This window comes from Frigoribacterium sp. PhB118, from assembly GCF_003751725.1.
In the GTDB taxonomy this organism is placed as follows: Bacteria; Actinomycetota; Actinomycetes; order Actinomycetales; family Microbacteriaceae; genus Frigoribacterium.
In genome coordinates this window covers 717,665-735,516 of record NZ_RKID01000001.1, presented here as the reverse complement: position 1 = coordinate 735,516, position 17,852 = coordinate 717,665, and the positions used below count along the sequence as shown (strand labels likewise).

General features: G+C 72.8%; 18 protein-coding genes. 10 read left to right on the top strand and 8 right to left on the bottom strand.

Annotated features, from left to right (window positions below; translation table 11 throughout):
- Positions 1-138 precede the first annotated feature (138 nt).
- Entirely contained in the window at positions 139-1,389 is a 1,251-nt protein-coding gene (locus tag EDF21_RS03345; protein WP_233568347.1) for an MFS transporter, read from the top strand.
- 155 nt (positions 1,390-1,544) lie between these two features.
- On the opposite strand, the gene EDF21_RS03340 is transcribed toward EDF21_RS03345, so the two are convergent.
- The 5 genes from EDF21_RS03340 to EDF21_RS03320 form a co-directional block, all read right to left on the bottom strand.
- Positions 1,545-2,222 carry a response regulator transcription factor gene (locus tag EDF21_RS03340; protein ID WP_043593728.1) on the bottom strand — a complete coding sequence of 226 codons (678 nt, stop codon included), beginning with the start codon at positions 2,220-2,222 and terminating at the stop codon, positions 1,545-1,547.
- 86 nt (positions 2,223-2,308) lie between these two features.
- A complete protein-coding gene (locus EDF21_RS03335) occupies positions 2,309-3,559 on the bottom strand; it encodes a hypothetical protein (RefSeq protein WP_123570273.1) in 1,251 nt (416 codons plus the stop codon).
- Complete coding sequence (locus EDF21_RS03330; RefSeq protein WP_123570272.1) at positions 3,556-4,713, bottom strand: sensor histidine kinase; 1,158 nt, start codon at positions 4,711-4,713, stop codon at positions 3,556-3,558. The genes EDF21_RS03335 and EDF21_RS03330 overlap by 4 nt, the downstream gene beginning before the upstream one ends.
- Before the next feature lie 175 nt (positions 4,714-4,888).
- Complete coding sequence (locus EDF21_RS03325; RefSeq protein ID WP_123570271.1) at positions 4,889-6,088, bottom strand: homoserine O-acetyltransferase; 1,200 nt, start codon at positions 6,086-6,088, stop codon at positions 4,889-4,891.
- Positions 6,089-6,190: 102 nt separating this feature from the next.
- A complete protein-coding gene (locus EDF21_RS03320) occupies positions 6,191-7,522 on the bottom strand; it encodes a bifunctional o-acetylhomoserine/o-acetylserine sulfhydrylase (RefSeq protein WP_056046021.1) in 1,332 nt (443 codons plus the stop codon).
- A 184-nt stretch (positions 7,523-7,706) separates the two neighbouring features.
- Between EDF21_RS03320 and EDF21_RS03315 the strand changes: the two genes are divergently transcribed.
- Entirely contained in the window at positions 7,707-8,483 is a 777-nt protein-coding gene (locus EDF21_RS03315) for an SDR family oxidoreductase (RefSeq protein ID WP_233568346.1), read from the top strand.
- On the opposite strand, the gene EDF21_RS03310 is transcribed toward EDF21_RS03315, so the two are convergent.
- Positions 8,470-9,060: a hypothetical protein gene (locus tag EDF21_RS03310; protein ID WP_056046015.1), complete on the bottom strand. Its 591-nt coding sequence runs from the start codon at positions 9,058-9,060 to the stop codon at positions 8,470-8,472. The genes EDF21_RS03315 and EDF21_RS03310 overlap by 14 nt on opposite strands.
- 557 nt (positions 9,061-9,617) lie before the next feature.
- Between EDF21_RS03310 and EDF21_RS03305 the strand changes: the two genes are divergently transcribed.
- The 7 genes from EDF21_RS03305 (at position 9,618) to EDF21_RS03275 (ending at position 15,363) form a co-directional block, all read left to right on the top strand.
- Complete coding sequence (locus tag EDF21_RS03305; RefSeq protein ID WP_158612841.1) at positions 9,618-10,610, top strand: glycosyltransferase family 2 protein; 993 nt, start codon at positions 9,618-9,620, stop codon at positions 10,608-10,610.
- 62 nt (positions 10,611-10,672) lie between these two features.
- A complete protein-coding gene (locus tag EDF21_RS03300) occupies positions 10,673-11,869 on the top strand; it encodes an FAD-binding domain-containing protein (protein ID WP_123570268.1) in 1,197 nt (398 codons plus the stop codon).
- A gap of 79 nt (positions 11,870-11,948) precedes the next feature.
- Positions 11,949-12,713 carry a YqjF family protein gene (locus EDF21_RS03295; protein ID WP_233568345.1) on the top strand — a complete coding sequence of 255 codons (765 nt, stop codon included), beginning with the start codon at positions 11,949-11,951 and terminating at the stop codon, positions 12,711-12,713.
- Between the two features lie 34 nt (positions 12,714-12,747).
- Positions 12,748-13,296 carry a phosphoribosyltransferase gene (locus EDF21_RS03290; RefSeq protein WP_123570267.1) on the top strand — a complete coding sequence of 183 codons (549 nt, stop codon included), beginning with the start codon at positions 12,748-12,750 and terminating at the stop codon, positions 13,294-13,296.
- The gene (locus EDF21_RS03285) at positions 13,293-14,036 is read left to right on the top strand and encodes a Type 1 glutamine amidotransferase-like domain-containing protein (protein WP_233568344.1); all 744 of its coding nucleotides are present in this window, start codon (positions 13,293-13,295) and stop codon (positions 14,034-14,036) included. The genes EDF21_RS03290 and EDF21_RS03285 overlap by 4 nt, the downstream gene beginning before the upstream one ends.
- Entirely contained in the window at positions 14,033-14,737 is a 705-nt protein-coding gene (locus tag EDF21_RS03280; protein ID WP_056046001.1) for a uracil-DNA glycosylase, read from the top strand. Before EDF21_RS03285 ends, EDF21_RS03280 begins: the two co-directional genes overlap by 4 nt.
- Before the next feature lie 32 nt (positions 14,738-14,769).
- Positions 14,770-15,363: a GNAT family N-acetyltransferase gene (locus tag EDF21_RS03275; protein WP_056045998.1), complete on the top strand. Its 594-nt coding sequence runs from the start codon at positions 14,770-14,772 to the stop codon at positions 15,361-15,363.
- 3 nt (positions 15,364-15,366) lie between these two features.
- On the opposite strand, the gene EDF21_RS03270 is transcribed toward EDF21_RS03275, so the two are convergent.
- A complete protein-coding gene (locus EDF21_RS03270; protein WP_158612840.1) occupies positions 15,367-15,963 on the bottom strand; it encodes a TetR/AcrR family transcriptional regulator in 597 nt (198 codons plus the stop codon).
- A gap of 4 nt (positions 15,964-15,967) precedes the next feature.
- Positions 15,968-16,306: a multidrug efflux SMR transporter gene (locus tag EDF21_RS03265; RefSeq protein ID WP_056045992.1), complete on the bottom strand. Its 339-nt coding sequence runs from the start codon at positions 16,304-16,306 to the stop codon at positions 15,968-15,970.
- Between the two features lie 121 nt (positions 16,307-16,427).
- On the opposite strand from EDF21_RS03265, the gene EDF21_RS03260 reads away from it, so the two are divergent.
- Positions 16,428-17,852, top strand: a complete 1,425-nt coding sequence (locus tag EDF21_RS03260) for an amidase (RefSeq protein ID WP_123570266.1) — start codon at positions 16,428-16,430, stop codon at positions 17,850-17,852.

Below are 17,852 nucleotides of genomic sequence, written 5' to 3'. Positions count from 1 at the left end.
GGCAACCGCGGGTCGAATCGATACGATCAGGAGGGAGGCGCGACGTGTCGCGCTCTTCCGCACGTGCCCTGCTCGATGACGAGCGAAGGTCGTTCCTCCCTTCTCCTCTGGCTCTTCTCGATCTGCAAAGGCCCGCTCGTGACCCACCTCTCCCGCCGTCGTCGCACGGCCGCCTTGATCGCCCTCGCCCTCGGCGGGTTCGGAATCGGCTCGACCGAGTTCGTGGCCATGGGCCTCCTGCCGAACATGGCGGGCGACCTGCTGCCCGATCTCTACTCGCGGTCGGCCGACGCCGGCATCGCCCAGGCCGGCTGGTTGATCAGCGCCTACGCCCTCGGCGTCGTCGTCGGGGCCCCGACCATCGCCGCGATGTCGTCGCACTTCCCGAAGAAGAAGTTGCTCCTGGCGCTCCTCGCCGCCTTCACGGTCGGCACGATCGCGTCGGCCCTGCTGCCGTCGTTCGGCTGGGTGCTAGCCGCCCGCTTCGCCGCGGGCCTGCCGCACGGCGCGTACTTCGGCATCGCCTCCATCGTCGCCGCGTCGATCATGGGGCCGGGCAACCGGGGCAAGGGCGTCGCGCTCGTCCTCAGCGGCCTGACGATCGCGAACGTCATCGGCGTGCCCTCGATCACCTGGCTCGGCCAGCAAGCCGGGTGGCGCGTCGCCTACCTCGCCGTGGCCCTCATCTTCGCCCTGACCTTCGCCGCCGTCGCCCTCGCCGTGCCGCACCAGGACGGCGACGCGTCCGCCTCGATGAAGCGCGAGCTGCGGGCGTTCAAGCAGCCCCAGGTGTGGCTCGTGATGGGCATCGGAGCCATCGGCTTCGGCGGGTTCTTCGCGGTCTACAGCTACATCGCCAACGCCGTCACCGAGGGCGCGGGCGTCTCCCAGGGCGTCGTGCCCTGGGTGCTCGTCACGGTCGGCGTCGGCATGACCATCGGGAACCTGCTCGGCGGCTGGCTGGCCGACCGGTCGCTCAAGCTCGCCATGTACCTCGGCTTCGTCGGCCTCATCGCCGCGCTCTCGGCCTACGCGCTCACGTCGAGCTCGATCGTCGGCATCTTCGTCAGCACGTTCTTCGTCGGCCTCGTCGGCTCGAGCGTCGGCCCGTCGGTGCAGTCCCGCCTGATGGAGGTCGCAGGCGAGAGCCAGGTCATCGGAGCCGCCCTGAACCACTCGGCCATGAACCTCGGCAACAGCTTCGGCGCGTACCTCGGCGGCGCGGTCATCGCGGCGGGCCTCGGCTTCTCGGCACCCGGGTGGGTCGGCGTCGTGCTCGCCCTCGCCGGGGTCGTCCTCACCATGATCAGCTTCGGCATGCAGCGAGTCGACGACCGGCGCGGAGCGGCACGGATCACGACCGCCGAACGCGAGTCGGTCTCGGCCTAGCCTCCCTCGCGCCGCCGAGGCGGGACGACGGGTCCCGAGGAGGCGCGGGTCGAGCAGACGACGAACGGCCCCGTCCCGAGGAGGCTCGGGTCACGCCGACGACGAACGGCCCGGCCCCTGAGGGGGTCGGGCCGTTCTCCGCGTGGGGCCGGGCGTCAGAAGCTGGTCTGGGCCGGCGTGTCGGTCTGGAGGAGGATGCCGTCCTGGATGGCGCGCTTCCGGAGGGCGACCTTGGTGCCGACGTCGTAGCCGGCGACGCGGTACTTCTCGCGGATGCGCTTGAGGTAGCTCTTGGCCGTCTCTTCGCTGATGCCGAGCTGGTAGGCGACGGCCTTGACCGGCTCGCCACCGCCGTAGAGAGCCATGACCCGGCGTTCCTGCGCGCTGAGCTTCGGCACACCACCCACCTCGGCGGCGTTGAGGGCCAGGTCGAGTTCGGCCGAGATGTACGACTCTCCCTTGGCGGCCGAGCGGATCGCCTCGACGATCATCTCGGCGTCCTCGCTCTTGACGAGGTACCCCAGGGCGCCGGCGGCGAGGGCCTCGCGCACCACGTTGGGCTCGGAGTAGGTGCTCATCAGCACGGTCTTGACGCCCGTCGTCTTGAGCGTGTTGATCTTGAGCGAGATCGGGATGTTGTCCTTCAGGTCGAGGTCGAGCAGCACGACGTCGACCGGGAACTCGGGGTGCGTGAGCAGCTCGGGCCAGGACGCGACGGCGGCGACCATCGAGATGTCGCTCGCGGCACCACGGATCCACTCGCTGAGGGCGCCCAGGAGCATCTTGTGGTCGTCTACGAGGGCGAGGCGGATGCGGTCGTCGTGGTCTGACACGTCGGGACCTTCTTTCAGGACGGAGTGGGGTTCATGCTACGGGCGGGGGTGGTGATGGGGCCGGGCCACGCGGGGTGCTCGGCGGGTCAGGCCTCGGCGGGGTTGTCGACGATGCAGTCGACCGAGATCTTGACGCTCGACTCGTGGGTCGAGACGACGTACTCACCGGCGCGCTCGAGGGCGTTCCAGGTGGCGGGCGTGACGCGGTTGCGGCGGATGCCCGTGGTCGAGAGCACGACGGGCACGCAGACGCTGCGACCGGCGAAGGACTGGGACGCGGCGGTCACCGGGCCGAGGGTCAGCTGGATCGTCGTGCCCGGTGCGCGGCTCTTCGAGTCGCCGAGCAACAGCCAGACGCCTTGCAACAGTCCGTCGCGCTGTGCCGGGGCGAGCAGGCCGGCGAGCGACGACGGGTCGACCAGCGCGACCGACCGGCCGAGGTACTCGGACTCCGTGACGGCGTGGTGCAGCCAGGTCTCGCGCCGGCCCTCGATGAGGTGCAGGCGCAGTTCGGTGGCGAGCGACGCGGCCTGCGACGCGACCTTGGGTGACAGGGGCAGGGGCACGTCGCCGTTCGCGACGCCGTCGAGCAGCTTCTCGGCCGCGAGGTCGAGTCGCGCCAGTTCGTCGCTGGCGAGCATGCCCACCGCGAAACGGGGCTGTGACACGTTGCTCTGCACGAGCACCCGGTCGAGTTCGACCTGCACCATGCGACGGAAGCGGTGCACGGCGAAGGTGGCGATGGCGCTCGGCAGGACGGCCAGGGCCACGACGGTGATCTGCTGCGGGCCCGAGTCGCTGGTCACGGGGGTCGAGAGCGCCACCATGACGACGAACGCCACGAACAGCAGGGCGGTGGCCGTGACGACCTCCCGCACGGGCCTGAGGGTGACGATGGGCAGCAGGCCGAAGCCGACGGCGACGCTCGACGTGGCATAGGCGCCCACGTCGTGCAGCGGCCAGATGGCGACGAAGTCCAGCGTGACGACGACGGCCAGGACGACCCCGATCACGGCGAACACGCCCGTGGTCAGCCGCTCGCCCCGGACGGTCACCAGCACGGCCGTGCCGATGAAGGTCGCCACGTAGAGCAGCCACGAGATCAGGACGGGGGCGACGTCGGGATAGGCCGAGAGGTGGCTGAGGAAGAAGGCGAGGCCGTACACGGCCTGGAGCGCGGCGACCACGGCCGCGCCGACGCCCAGGTACCCGGTGCCGAGTGTGGCACCGGCCGCGCGGGCCTGGCGCAGCGAACGCGCTCCGGTCGAACTGATCGGCAGGCCGCGAGCGGCTCGGCGGCCCCGGACGATCCCGAAGGTGTTCTCGTCGACGCTCATCGCGGTGCCTCCAGGACGACGGTGGTGCCCGACCCGGGAGACGAGAACAGACGGGCGCTGCCGCCGACCTCGTGCAGCCGGCCGACGACGGACTCCTTGAAGCCCAGGCGCTCTTCGCTGATGCCGGCGAGGTCGAACCCGACGCCCGCATCCGTGACCATGGCACGGACCATCGAGTCGTCGTGGATGATCGTGACGTGGGCCTCGGTCACGCCGGCGTGACGTCGCACGTTCTCGAGGCATTCCGCGAGGGCCAGCAGGAACGCGTCGAGCACGTGGGTGGGCAGCAGGACCTGGCCGGTGCCGTGCCAGCTCACCTCGAGGCCCATCCGGCCGAAGCGCTGCTTGACCGACTCGAGGGTCTGTCCGAGCGGGGACTCCTCGACCGTCTCGAGGCTGTAGTCGCCCGACGCCTGCGGCTGCGGCGTGCCGCCGAGACGGAGGTGGCGCAGCAGGCGTGCGTCCTCGGCGGCCTGGTCCTGGAGCGCCTGGGGCGTGACGCCGAACCCCGAGTGGGCGAGCAGGGTCAGCGTGGCCAGCACGGTGTCGTGCAGCAGGCGGGCGCCCTGCCGCCGCTGGGCCTCGGTCTCGCTGGCCTGACGTTCGGCCCGGTGGGCGTTGCCGATGCTGTAGATGCGGCGTGCCGCCAGGGGCACGGCGCGTCCGAGCCAGAGGCCCGTGACGAAGCAGGACACCCAGCCGAGCAGCACGGCCGCGACCGGGAAGGTGAACGGCGAGCCGGTCGCCAGGGCCACCAGGGTCAGTTCGACGACGAAGGCCACGACCGCCGTGGTCAGCCGTGGGCGACTGGACGAGAGCATGAGGCTGAAGGCGGCGGTCGCACCGCCGGCCAGGGGGATGATCGCGGTGGCGAGCGGACCGTCGTCGGGGCCGCCGGCGGGCAACAGGGCCACCACGGTCGCCGCGATGCCCGAGGCCAGCCCAACCGGGACCCAGACACGGGCGCGCGGCCCGGTGACGAAGAGCAGCGACACGACGAGCAGAGCGGCGAGCGGGGCGATCACCGCGAGGTGCAGGGGGTCGGTCACACCGGGGATCGCCAGGGCCACGACCGAGACCGCCGCGCAGGCGAGCCCCAGGGTGCGGGTCGTGCTGCTGAGCAGACGATCGCGCTCTTGGGCGAAGATGTCCATGATTCGTGAGTGGCTTCCGACGGTGGCGTCACGGCTGCCGGGTGGCTGGCGACTCCTCATGTTTTCACACCCAGCCCCCTCTCAGGGGGTCGTGCAGGGCCCGAAACGCCGATTGTCGGGGTAACGATCCGGTCGCGATGCGGAACTGTACCCCGTGGTGTCCACCGAACTGGGGTCAGTCGAGCAAGCGGCGCAGCTGGGCGCCCACCGCGTCGCCTTCGATGAGGAATCCGTCGTGCCCATAGGGGCTCTCGACCACGGCCACGCCGTCGCCGTCCAGGCCGTGTCGCAGGTGTCGTGCGATGACCCGCTGGTCGGACACGGGGAAGAGTCGGTCGCTGTCGACGCCGAGCACCAGCGTCGGAGCCGTGATGCGGTTCAGCGCCGCCGCCACGCCGCCCCGGTCCCGCCCGACGTCGTGCGAGTTCATGGCACCGAGCAGGGTCACGTAGCTGCCCGCGTCGAAGCGGCGGGTGAACTTGTTGCCGTGGAAGTCGAGGTAGCTCTCGACCTGGAACCGTCCCGGACCGCCCAACGGCGAGATCTCGCTCTGCCAGCTGCGACCGAAGCGGGCGTTCAGTTCGTCGGGCGAGCGGTAGTTGAGCAGGGCCATCCGCCGGGCGAGGGCGAGGCCGCGGTACGGGCCGTCGACCGCGTCGTAGTAGTCGCCGCCGTCGAAGGCGGCGTCCATCCGGATGGCCTCGTACTGCACCGTGTTCAGGGCGATCTGGTCGGCGCTCACGACTGGCGGCGCGGCCAGCACCGCGAGCCGGGCGACGCGCGAGGGGTGAGTGATCGCCCACTCGAGGGCGTGCATGCCGCCCATCGACCCGCCGACGACCGCGGCCCACCGCTCGATGCCGAGATGGTCGGCCAACGCCGCCTGGGCGGCGACCTGGTCCCGGATCGTCAGGTGGGGGAACCTCGACCCCCACTCGACGGCGTCCGGCGCGAAGGACGAGGGACCGGTGCTGCCCTGGCAGCCCCCGAGCACGTTCGGTGCGACGACGAACCAGCGGTCGGTGTCGATCGCGAGCCCCGGGCCGACGACGCCGTTCCACCAGCCCGCCGTGGGGTGGCCGGGGCCGGCCGCGCCGACGACGTGGCTGTCGCCGGTGAGGGCGTGCGAGACGAGCACGGCGTTGCTCCGTTCGGCGTCGAGTTCGCCCCAGGTCTCGACGGCGAGCCGCGGTCGGGGCAGCGTGACGCCGCTCTCGAGCACGAGGTCGTCCAGGCTCACGAACGACCGTCCGCCGGGGTCGTCGCCGTCGCGCCAGGCTCCGGTGACCGGCGGCCGGCCGAGCATCGCCAGGCGCGTGCGCTCGCTGATGACGCTCGACGGGACGGTGTCCTCGGGTGTGCTCTGCCAGTCCATGTGACGTCCATCCTGGACGAGCCGAGGAGGCGCGGTGCGTTTGTTACGCACACCGCGCCTCCTCGAGTCCACCGCGCAGGCCCCGACCGGCCGCCGCCCGTCCTAGCTGCTGCGGAGCGCCTCCCGGGTGACGGCGCGCGCCGCCTCGAAGCCCGCGTCGAGGTCGGCCTTCAGGTCGTCGACGTTCTCGAGGCCGACCGAGAGGCGGACGAGCCCCGGCGTGACGCCGGTCGTGAGCTGCTGCTCGGGGGTGAGCTGCGAGTGCGTCGTCGAGGCGGGGTGGATCACGAGGCTGCGCACGTCGCCGATGTTCGCGAGGTGGCTGAAGAGCTCGAGCGCGTCGACGAGCGCTCGGCCGGCGTCGACGCCTCCCTTGAGCTCGAAGGACAGCACGGCCCCGACGCCCTTGGGTGCGTACTTGTTCGCCGCCGCGTACCACGGGCTCGTCGGCAGGCCCGCGTAGTACACCGCGGCGACGTCGTCGCGGGCGTCGAGCCACTCCGCCACCTCTTGCGCGTTCTGGACGTGTCGCTCGATCCGCAGGCTGAGCGTCTCGATGCCCTGGATCAACGAGAAGGCCGTGTCGGGGCTGTTGGATGCCCCGAGGTCGCGCAGCAGCTGCACGCGCGCCTTGATGACGTAGGCGAGAGCGTCGCCGACGGCCTGCGTGTAGACGGCCCCGTGGTACGACGGGTCGGGCTGCGTCAGACCGGGGAAGCGCTCCGCGTGGGACGACCACGGGAAGGTCCCGCCGTCGACGATGAAGCCGCCGATGACGGTGCCGTGCCCGCCGAGGAACTTCGTCGCCGAGTGGACGACGATGTCGGCCCCGTGCTCGAGCGGCCGGATCAGGTACGGCGTCGCGATCGTGTTGTCCACGATCAGCGGGACGCCCTCGGCGTGTGCCACCCCGGACACCTTCTCGAGGTCGAGGATGTTGATCTTCGGGTTGCCGATCGTCTCGGCGAAGAACAGCTTCGTGTTCGGACGCACGGCGCGGCGCCACTCGTCGGCGTCGTCCTGGTTCTCGACGAACGTCGTCTCGATGCCGAGCTTCGCGAGCGTGTACTTGAAGAGGTTGTACGTGCCGCCGTAGATCGACGACGACGACACGATGTGGTCGCCCGCCTCGGCGATGTTCAGCACGGCGAAGGTCGACGCGGCCTGGCCCGACGACACCAGCAGGGCACCCGTCCCGCCCTCGAGCGCGGCGATGCGCTTCTCCACGACGTCGTGGGTGGGGTTCATGATGCGCGAGTAGATGTTGCCGTTCTCGGCGAGGGCGAAGAGGTCCTGCGCGTGTTGCGCGTCCCGGAAGACGTACGACGTCGTCTTGTAGATCGGCGTGGCGCGGGCATGGGTCGTCGGGTCGGGCTGGGCCCCGGCGTGGATCTGCTGCGTCTCGAACTTCCAGGCGGGCTGGGCGTCGGTCATGGTGTGCTCCTGCGGTCGGGGTGCGTGGGCCGGGGTCGTCGGCGGGGGTCTGCGGTGACAGCCACGGTACGGACCGTGCCCCCGACCGTCCACGATGCCGGACACGGGACGTAACGGGGCCGCTAGCGTGGGGCGGTGCGCCCGCAGCGGGCGCCGACCACGAACGAGGCAACAGGAGGCAGACGTGGCGAAGCGGGTCGTGGTGACGGGAGCGAGCTCGGGCATCGGAGCGGCGACGGTGCGGTCGTTCCGCTCGCGCGGATGGGAGGTCCTGGCCGTCGCGCGACGTGAGGACCGCCTCCGGGCGCTCGCCGACGAGACGGGGGCGGCCTGGTTCCGGGCCGACCTCACCAGCGACGACGACGTGGCCGCCCTGCGGGCTCACGTCGAGGAGACCGGACCGTTGCACGCCCTCGTCAACAACGCGGGTGGGGCGTTCGGACTCGACAGCGTCGAGAACGGCTCGATCGACGACTGGCAGCGCATGTTCGACGTCAACGTGCTGGGCACCAAGCGCGCGGTCACCGCCTTGCTGCCGTCGCTCCGCCGCGGAGCCGAGGAGGCGCGGGGTGCCGACATCGTGACCGTCACGTCGATCGCCGGTCACGTCGCCTACGAGAACGGCGGTGGCTACAACGCCTCGAAGTTCGCCGAGCACGCCCTCGTGGCCGTGCTGCGGCTCGAGCTGGCCGGGGAGCCGATCCGGGTGATCGAGATCGCGCCGGGCATGGTGCACACCGAGGAGTTCTCGCTCGTGCGCTTCGGCGGCGACCAGGACCGCGCCGACGCGGTCTACCGCGACGTCGAGTCGCCGTTGACGGCCGACGACGTGGCCGAGTCGATCGTGCACTCGGTCGAGCTGCCGGCCCACGTCAACCTCGACCTGGTGACCATCAAGCCCGTGGCCCAGGCGGCGACGTACAAGGTGGCCAAGGGCGAGTTGAGGGTCAAGAAGGACTGACCGAGCCGGCCCCGCCGTCCGCGCGGCTCTCGCGCAGGGCCGCGAGGTCGCCCTCGACGAGGTCGCGCAGGCGCTCGTGGCGCCCGTCGTCGTAGTCGTCGGCCGGGCGCGCGGCCCAGCCGAGCCGGTCGACGACCGTCTGCCCGACGTCGTCCCACGCTCGCGACCGGGCGTCCGCGACGACCTCGGCCACGAAGTCGTCGTCCTCCCGGCGGGCGGCCAGCGCCCGGGCCACGCCCTTCGACGCGGCCTCGCGGAGCTTCAGGGCGTCGGCGTCCTCGGGACGGTAGTCGAACTGGTGACGGGACTGACCGTACGACCGGCCGGTCATCCGACGCAGTCTGCGGACGCGCACCGCGGCCGACGTCTGCTCGGCCGTCAGGCGGTCCATCTCGTCGCGGGTGACCCGCGTCGCGACGTCCTCGTCGAACGGGAGGCGCTCTTGCAGGGCACGGCGGATGATCTGGTTCGTGACGGCCACCACCAGGGCCGCCCGGACGATCAACAGGCCTTCGTCGACCGCGCGCTCGAGCGCCGTGCGTTCCGCGCGACGGCGCGTTCCCGGTCCGTGGGGCACTGGTCGACGTCCTCTCGTGGTGGCGGGTCAGGCCCCGACCCTACCGGCGCGCGGGGGAGCGACGACCGGGTGGGCGGCCCGCGCGACGGGTGGGCGGACGACGCGTCACACGGGTCACCAGCGGGTGGTTCCGGCGGGGGACGACCCGCTCGGCGACCGGGGGGACGTCGCCGACGGTGCCCGCGCCTCCTGCCGTCCGGGGCCCGGAGGGCCGCAGAACCGCGCGGGACGGCGAGCCTCACCCGGGGGGAGCCGACGCGGACCGGCCCCCACCCGGCCGCCACCCGGACGTCACCCGGACGAGGCCCCCTCGAACGGGGGACCCCCTCGTTCTTCGTCTTCCCAGGAGGGACCCGTACCGTTGTGGAGGTCAGGACGTCCCGAACCCGAATCCGGGACGTGCCTCTGCCGTGGTCGCCCGAATCGACCGCCGGCCGACGACGTCGGGCCACCCCTCCCGACGACGCCACCCGAACGCACCCTCCGACGAGGGTCGCCACCCGAACGCGACGCCCTGCGGCGCGACGGCGACCGTCGACGAACCCAGAGGAACCCCCGTGACCCTCCGCGTCCGCACCTCCCTGCCTTCCGTCCCCCCGGCCCCCCGCGTCAGCGTCGTCGTCTGCGCCGACGAATCCACCCCCTTCGACGGCCTGACGGCCGCGCTCGACTCCGTCCTCCGCGACGGCGACGTGCACGACGTCCTCGTGGTCGTCGATCGGGCACCCCGACTCCGCGACCACCTGCGCCACCGGTACGACGACCTGCTCGTCGTCGACAACACCCGCACCCCGGGGCTCGCCGGCAGCCGCGACACCGGCATCGAGTCGGCACGCGGCGACGTCGTCGCGTTCCTCGACGCGGACTGCGTCGCCCACGCCGGCTGGGCCCGCGCGCTCGCCGCCCCGTTCGACCAGGTCGACGTCATCGCGGTCGTGGGACGGACCGAACCGACCTGGCCCGGTGCGGCCTCGTCCGCCCTGCCCGACGACCTGCTCTGGGCCGTCGACTGCACGCCCCGCACGCGACCCGACGGCCTCGTCGGCCTCGACGACGTGGCGGGAGCGACCGTGGCCTTCCGACGGTGGGACCTGCTGCAGGTCGGTGGCCTGGCCAGCGGTGTCGACGCCCGTGAGGGCGTGCCCCGCGGCGCCGAGTTCGTCGAGCTGTGCCTGCGCCTGGCCGCGGACGAGCCGGAGGCGCGGGTCGTGTCGACCTCGTCGGCCAGGGTTTCGCGCACCGTGCGTCCCTCGCGGACGCGCCGGAGCTCGGTCGTCGGCGCCGCCGTCGACCGCGGCGTCACCCAGGCCGCGCTGCGACGCTCCCTCGGCGGAGAAGCCGACACCGCCGTCGTCCCGGGCGTCACGGCCGCCCGCCTGGCCTCGGGCGCGTGGCGTTCGTTCGTCGGTCGCCGGCGCGGCACGGCGGTGCTGGCCGCCGCGGCCGTCGGTCTCGTGGCCGGTCGCCTGCTCGGGCTGCTGCGCGGAACGCACGTCGGTCTGCCGATCGACCAGCTCGAACCGCTGCGTTCGGCCACCGTCCGTCACTGACGTCTCCTGATCGCGACGGCGTTCCCCGGGCCCCCACGGGTCCGGGGTCGCAAGATGGACGTGTGATCGTCCCGACCAGAGTCGCCGGCCTCGAGGCCCTCGACGAGTTCCTCCCCCTCGCCGGCTCCGCCTACGCCCGTGACCGGAACCACGACCTCGGGGTCTCACGCCGCACCGTCTCGGGACTGTCGCCGTACCTCCGCCACCGTCTCGTGACGGAACGCGAGGTCGTCGGCGCGGTCCTCGAGCGTCACACGCTCGGTGCGGCGGAGAAGTTCGTGCAGGAGGTGTTCTGGCGCACCTACTGGAAGGGCTGGCTGGAGCAGAACCCCGAGGTGTGGCGGCGGTACCGACGGGACGTCGACCGCGCCGTCGACGCCGGCGTCCCCGCGGGGTACGACGAGGCGGTCGCCGGCCGCACCGGCATCGACGCGATGGACGCCTGGGTGCGCGAGCTCGTCGACACCGGGTACCTCCACAACCACACGCGCATGTGGTTCGCCAGCATCTGGATCTTCACCCTCGGCCTTCCGTGGCACCTGGGCGCCGACTTCTTCCACCGCCACCTGCTCGACGGGGACGCGGCCTCGAACACCCTGTCCTGGCGCTGGGTGGCGGGCCTGCAGACCGCCGGCAAGACCTACCTCGTGACGGCCTCGAACATCTCGCGCTTCACCGACGGGCGCTTCTCGCCCGAGGGTCTCGCCACCACGGCCAGGGCCCTCGACGAGGAGCCGTTGCCGCCACGGACGCCCGTCGAGGCCTCCGACGTCGTCGGCTCCCCGTATGGGCGGGTCGGGCTGCTGCTCCACGAGGAGGACCTCGAGCCCGAGAGCCTGCTCGCCGAACGCCCCGGTCTCGTCGCGCGGCTGTCGGCCGTGGCCGTCTCCGCCGACCCCGGAGGCCGGTCCCCACAGGGCGCCTCCGCCGCCGTCGTGGCCTTCACGACGGGCGCTCGGGACGACGCGGCGACACGGACGCGGGACGCCGACGGTCGGCCCGCCCGGACGCTCACCGACGCACGGCCCGCCGCCGTCGTCGAGTGGGCGCGGTCCGAGGGGCTCGACACGGTGGTGACGCCGTACGCCCCGGTCGGTCCCGTCCAGGAGCGACTGACGTCCGTGCGCGGAGCCCTCTCTGCCGAGGGGATCGACCTCGTCACCGTCCGGCGGCGGTGGGACGGCGAGGCGTGGCCGTCCGCCTCCCGGGGCTTCTTCCCGTTCCGCGGTCGCATCCCCGAACTCGTCCGCCAGCTCTGAGGCGGCCCGGGGAGGGCCGGGGGCGGCAGCTCGTCCGAGGCTGTGGACCGCCCAGGCGGTCGCCCGTACCGTGGGCCACATGGACCAGACCATGCCGGGGGCCGAAGCCGATCCGGTGTCCCGCACCGCGCCTCCGTTGCTCCGCCCCGCGTTCATCCGACAGCACTGGGGCGGCCTGGCCTTCGCACACTGGCGGGTCGAGCCCGATCGCGTCGCCCCGCTGCTGCCGCCCGGCACGCGGCCCGACGTGTTCGACGGGTCGACCTGGGTCGGGCTCATCCCGTTCAAGCTGACGGGCAGCGCCTTCGGGCCGCTGCCCGCGGTGCCCTGGGCCGGGGACTTCCTCGAGACGAACGTGCGGCTGTACTCGGTCGACGCCCTGGGCCGACGCGGCGTGGTGTTCCGCACCCTCGAGGCGCAGCGCCTCGTCTCGGTGCTCGCGGCGAACGTGGGCCTCGGTCTGCCCTATCGCTGGGCGTCGATGCGCGAGTCCCGGGTCGACGGGGTCGTGACCTACCGCAGCACCCGGCTCGGGCCAGGGGCGAACCCGTCGTCACGCCTGTCCGTCCGACCCACCGACGAGGTCGTCGACGGCGACCCGCTCGCCGAGTTCCTCACCGCCCGCTGGGGCATGCACGTCGCCCGCGGCGGGCGCACCCGGTACTGGCCGAACCGGCACGACACCTGGTCGCTGCGACGGGCCGAGCTCGTCGACCTCGACGACGAGCTCGTCGCCGACGGCGGCCTGCCGGGCGTCACCGACCGCGAGCCGGACTCGCTGCTGTGGTCCGACGGCGTCGACACGGTCTTCGCGCCTCCCGGGGGTGCCTGGGTCCCGGCGTGACGCGGGGCGCCCTGCGCGCGTTACGGTTGTCGGCATGGTCACCCCACCCGACGACAGCCAGGCCGCCCCCGCACGACCCGAGGTCGAGGCTCCCGAGCGGGAGGTGCTGGGCTGGCTCGAGTTCGGTGAGGCCGCTCGCCACCTGGCCTCCGACGTCGTCCAGGCGGGGTTCACGCCCGACGTGATCGTCGCCGTCGCCCGCGGGGGGCTCGTGCTCGCCGGTGCCGTGGCGTACGCGCTCGACACCAAGATGTGCGGTTCGATCAACGTCGAGTTCTACACGGGCGTCGACGAGCGGCTGCCCGAGCCCGTGTTGCTGCCCCCGACCCTCGACGCCCCGTCGCTCGAGGGCAGGAAGGTCCTCGTCGTCGACGACGTGTCCGACTCGGGGCGCACCCTCGTGCTCGTGCGCGACCTGCTCGCCGAGGTGGCCTCCGAGGTCCGCACGGTCTGCCTCTACAGCAAGCCCCGCACCGTGCTCGAACCCGACTTCGTCTGGAAGCGCACCGACCAGTGGATCACCTTCCCGTGGAGCGCACTGCCGCCCGTCACGCGTGAGGTCGGAGCGGGGGCGGGCGAGTGAGCATCCACCTGGTGGGCGGCGGCTGGTCGCCCGACGACACCGAGCTGTACGACCTCTTCGTCGCCGAGGCCGCCGTCCGCGGTGCCGCCGTCGGCCGGAGCGTGCCGCGCATCGCCGTGCTGATCGTCGTGGCCGACGACTCGCCGTCCGCCGAGTTCCGTGACGGGTACCCCGCCATGCTGGCCGCCGGGGGGCGCTGTGAGGCCCTGACCACCATCGTCTCCGCCGGGGACGAGTTCGACACCCGCGTGCTGAGCGACGTCGACGGCCTGCTGGTGGCGGGTGGGCTCACCCCCGCCTACCTCGACGCGGTCGCTCCGTTGATCGACCAGGTGCGCCTCCTGGTGGCCGACGGGCTGCCCTACCTCGGTTTCTCGGCCGGCGCCATGATCGCCGCGGACCGCGCCGTGCTCGGCGGCTGGTTGATCGGCGACGTCCCGGTCTGCCCCGAGGACGCGGCAGAAGACCTCGACGAGGTCACCCTCGCCGACGGCCTCGGCCTCGTCGACCTCGCCATCGACGTGCACGCCGCCCAGTGGGGCACCCTGACCAGGCTCATCGCCGCCACCGAGGCGGGACTCGTCCGTGGTGGCGTCGCCATCGACGAGAACACCGCCCTGGTCGTCGGCGAGGGCGCCCTCGCGGTGCTCGGCACCGGCAGCGTCTGGCGGGTCGAACCGCAGCTCGACGACGACGGCGAGATCGTCGGCGTCTCGGTCGGCACGCTCGGGGTCGAGTGACCGTCGAGGCGCACGACCACCGTCGACCGCTCTCGGAGCAGATCGACCCCTCGTGGGCGACCGCGCTCGAACCCGTGGCCGACCGCATCACCGACATGGGCGAGTACCTGCGAGCCGAGGTGCGCGCGGGGCGCGGTTACCTGCCCGCCGGCGAGGACGTGCTGCGCGCCTTCCGACAGCCGCTCGACGAGGTGCGCGTCCTGATCGTCGGTCAGGACCCCTACCCGACGCCCGGCCACCCGATCGGGCTGTCGTTCGCCGTCGACCCGCACGTGCGCCCGGTGCCGCGGAGCCTCGCGAACATCTATCGCGAGCTGCACGACGACCTCGGCGTCCCCGTCGTCGAGCACGGTGACCTGACCTCGTGGTCGCGCCACGGCGTGCTGCTGCTCAACCGGGTGCTCACGGTGCGTCCGGGCGAGACGGCGTCGCACCGCGGCAAGGGCTGGGAGCCGGTCACCCAGCGCGCGATCGAGGTGCTCGCGGCGCGGGGAGGGCCCCTCGTGGCCATCCTCTGGGGCCGTGACGCGTCGGCGCTCAAGCCGATGCTCGGCGACGTCCCCTCGATCGAGTCGCCGCACCCGAGCCCCCTGTCGGCGTCGCGCGGATTCTTCGGCTCGCGGCCGTTCAGCCGGGCGAACGAGCTGCTCGTCGCCCAGGGCGGCGACCCCGTCGACTGGACGCTCCCGCCCGCCGTCTGACGGTCCCGCACCCGGCGTGGCAGAGTGATCCCGTGCTCGAAGAGGAATACCAGCCCCGGCGTCGGCTTCCCCGAGCCCTCCGCCCCCCGGCCCCGGTCGAGCCCGGCTTCACGTTCGAGATCCGACCCGCGACGCCCGCCGACCTGCCCTACGTCCAGGAGATCTACAACCACTACGTGGCGAACTCGTCCGTCACCTTCGACGAGGACGCGATGACCCTCGCCGAGTGGCGCCGCAAGTTCGCCTTCGTCACGACGCTCGGCATGCCGTTCCTCGTCGCGGTGAACCCGTCCGGCGAGGCCCTCGGCTATGCGCTCGCGACCCCGTGGGGCGGCAAGGCGGCCTACCGCTACACCGTCGAGAGCTCGATCTACCTGCGGGCCGCCTCGACCGGCAAGGGCCTCGGCCGTGCCCTGCTCGAGGCGCTCGTCGAGGCCTGCCGGGACGCGGGCATCCGCGAGATGATCGCCGTGATCGCCGACAAGAACGCCGAGGCGTCGATCGGCCTGCACGAGCGCCTCGGCTTCACCGAGGTCGGTCGCATGGGCCGGGTCGGCTTCAAGTTCGGCCGCTGGCTCGGCACGATCACGATGCAGAAGTCGCTCAAGAAGCGCCGCCGCGCCTGAACCTCAGGGCAGCGGGCCGATGATCTCCCGCAACATGCGATCGGTCGCGTCGACGGTGCCGGGCTCGCCGCGCCAGAGCATGCGGACGATCAGGCCGTCGACGGCGAGGGCCACGACGTCGAGCCGCTCGCTCGGCACGCCGGTCCGCCTCAGCACGTGCTCGAGCGACGAGTACCAGAGGTCCGCGTCCTCGCGCAGCGACTCGTCCCGCATGGCGGTGAAGAGCAGCTCGTACTGCGCCCGGGCCGACCCGCGCTCGGTGATCGCGTACCGGACGAGCGTCTCGGCCAGGTCCGCCGAGGAGGCGCGCTCGAGTCGGTCGAAGGACCGCACCCAGTCCGTGGTCGCGTGGCGCAGCGCCGCCCGCAGCAGGTCGTCGCGTCCGGCGAAGTAGTACGTGGCCGCCGAGACCGGGACGCCGGCCGCGCGGGCCACCGCGCGGTGCGTCACGGCCGAGGGGCCGCCCGCCTCGAGGACGGCCAGGACGCCGTCGAGCAGGGCGCGCCTCCTGGTCTCGCCCTTCGGGGTCAGGGCCTGGCCGCCGGGGCCGACGGTCGAGCCGCCGGGGCCCCGGCCGTCACCCGACGTGGTGTCCGTCACGGGGTCAGGCCGCGGCCTCGTGGCGACCGCCGAGCTCGAGCATGGTCACGCCGCCGATGACGAGGACGATGCCGCCGAGCTGGACGAGGGTCAGGGGCTCCTTGAAGAAGATCCAGCTGATGAGGGCGACGAGGACGACGCCGACGCCGGCCCAGATCGCGTAGGCGATGCCGAGCGGCACGCCCTTGCTCAGCGACTGCGAGAGCATCGCGAACGCGAAGACGTAGCCGACCACGACCGCCGCGTACTGCCACCACTTGGCGTCGGGGCCGCTGGTGACCTTGAGGAAGCTCGTGGCGAAGACCTCGCCGACGATGGCGAGCGCGAGGAAGAGGTAACCCATGACGACGTCCTGTCGAGACGTGCGACGGTCCCGGAGGCGACCTGCGACCGGGGGAGCACGAATGGGACAAATGTACCAGAAAGCGAGATCCGTGGTCGGAGCCGCGGCCTAGGCTCGACGGGTGTTCGAACTCCACCACCTGAGCGCCCACGAGCAGTGGGACTGGCTGCGTCGCGGCGAGGTCTCGCCCCGTGAGCTGACCACCCACTACCTGGAGCGCATCGCCCGCCTCGACGGCGACGTCGGCGCGTTCGTGACGGTGACCGGCGAGGCCGCCCTCGCGCGGGCCGACGCCCTGGCCGCCGGAGGCCCCTCGGTCGCGCCGCTCTGGGGGCTGCCGCTGGCCGACAAGGACCTCAGCGACCGCGCGGGCGTGCCGACCTGGTCGGGCTCGCGCCTCAGCAGGGGGCGGGTGCCCGAGACGTCGGCCGAGATCACCGAGGCGCTCGACGAGGCCGGCGCGATCAGCGTGGGCAAGACGGCCACGCCCGAGTACGGGTTGACCGCGTACACCGAGACGCTCGTGGGCCCTCCGACGCGCAACCCGTGGGCGCCCGAGACGGGCGCGGGCGGGTCGAGTGGTGGCGCCGCGGCCGCCGTCGCCGCGGGGTTGCTGCCCTTCGCGCCCGGGTCCGACGGCGGGGGCAGCATCCGCATCCCGGCCGCCGCCACGGGCCTCGTCGGGCTCAAGCCCTCCCGGGGACGCGTGCCGGCGCAGTCGGGTCTGACGAGCCTCGCGGGCCTGCCGGTCGGCGGGGCCCTGGCCCGATCGGTGGCCGACGCCGCCTTGCTGCTCGACGCCATGGTGTCGCCCGACGGGCGCGAACCGCGCCACCACCAGGCCCTCTGGGCGCCTCCGTCGCCCGACGGCGCCTACCTCGGCACGGCCGTGCGGGGCGAGGGACGCTTCCAGGTCGCCGTCATGACGACGAGCCCGTGGGACGACGCGTTCGACGTCCGGGTCGACCCGCGCCTCCTGGGGGTCCTCGGCGAGACCGCCGACCTGCTCACGACGATGGGGCACGGCGTGGACGAGACCACCCTGCCGGCGTCCGACTACCCGGCCCTGTTCCGCACGATCTGGCAGGCGGGGGCGGCGGGCATCCCGGCCGAGACCGAGGCCGACCTGGCGCTGCTCGAGCCCGTCACCCGGTGGCTGGTCGAGCAGGGGCGACGCGTCACGGCACGCGAGCTGTCGGCGGCGCTCGTCGGGCTCGCGTCGTTCGAGCGCGCCGTCGTCGAGCGGTTCTCGGCCTTCGACGCCGTCCTGACGCCGACCCTGGCGATGCTGCCGCGCCCGCTCGGCTGGTACGACGCCGAGGACGCCGAGCGCAACTTCGAGCAGCAGTGCCTGTACTCGCCGTTCACGTCGTTCGTCAACGTGGTCGGGCTGCCCGCGATCAGCCTCCCGGTGGGCGAGGTCGACGGCGTCCCCGCGGGCGTGCAGCTGATCGGGCGACCGGGGCGCGAGGACGTCCTGCTCGCGCTCGGCGCCCAGCTCGAGCGGCGGCTGCGGTGGCAGCGTCGGCACCCGCCGATGTGGTGA

Excerpts from the sequence above, each read along its gene's own strand:
- EDF21_RS03335 (WP_123570273.1), bottom strand. The coding sequence starts at position 3,559 with ATGAGCGTCGACGAGAACACCTTCGGGATCGTCCGGGGCCGCCGAGCC.
- EDF21_RS03330 (WP_123570272.1), bottom strand. The coding sequence starts at position 4,713 with ATGGACATCTTCGCCCAAGAGCGCGATCGTCTGCTCAGCAGCACGACC.
- EDF21_RS03325 (WP_123570271.1), bottom strand. The coding sequence starts at position 6,088 with ATGGACTGGCAGAGCACACCCGAGGACACCGTCCCGTCGAGCGTCATC.
- EDF21_RS03320 (WP_056046021.1), bottom strand. The coding sequence starts at position 7,522 with ATGACCGACGCCCAGCCCGCCTGGAAGTTCGAGACGCAGCAGATCCAC.
- EDF21_RS03295 (WP_233568345.1), top strand. The coding sequence starts at position 11,949 with ATGGACCAGACCATGCCGGGGGCCGAAGCCGATCCGGTGTCCCGCACC.
- EDF21_RS03290 (WP_123570267.1), top strand. The coding sequence starts at position 12,748 with ATGGTCACCCCACCCGACGACAGCCAGGCCGCCCCCGCACGACCCGAG.
- EDF21_RS03265 (WP_056045992.1), bottom strand. The coding sequence starts at position 16,306 with ATGGGTTACCTCTTCCTCGCGCTCGCCATCGTCGGCGAGGTCTTCGCC.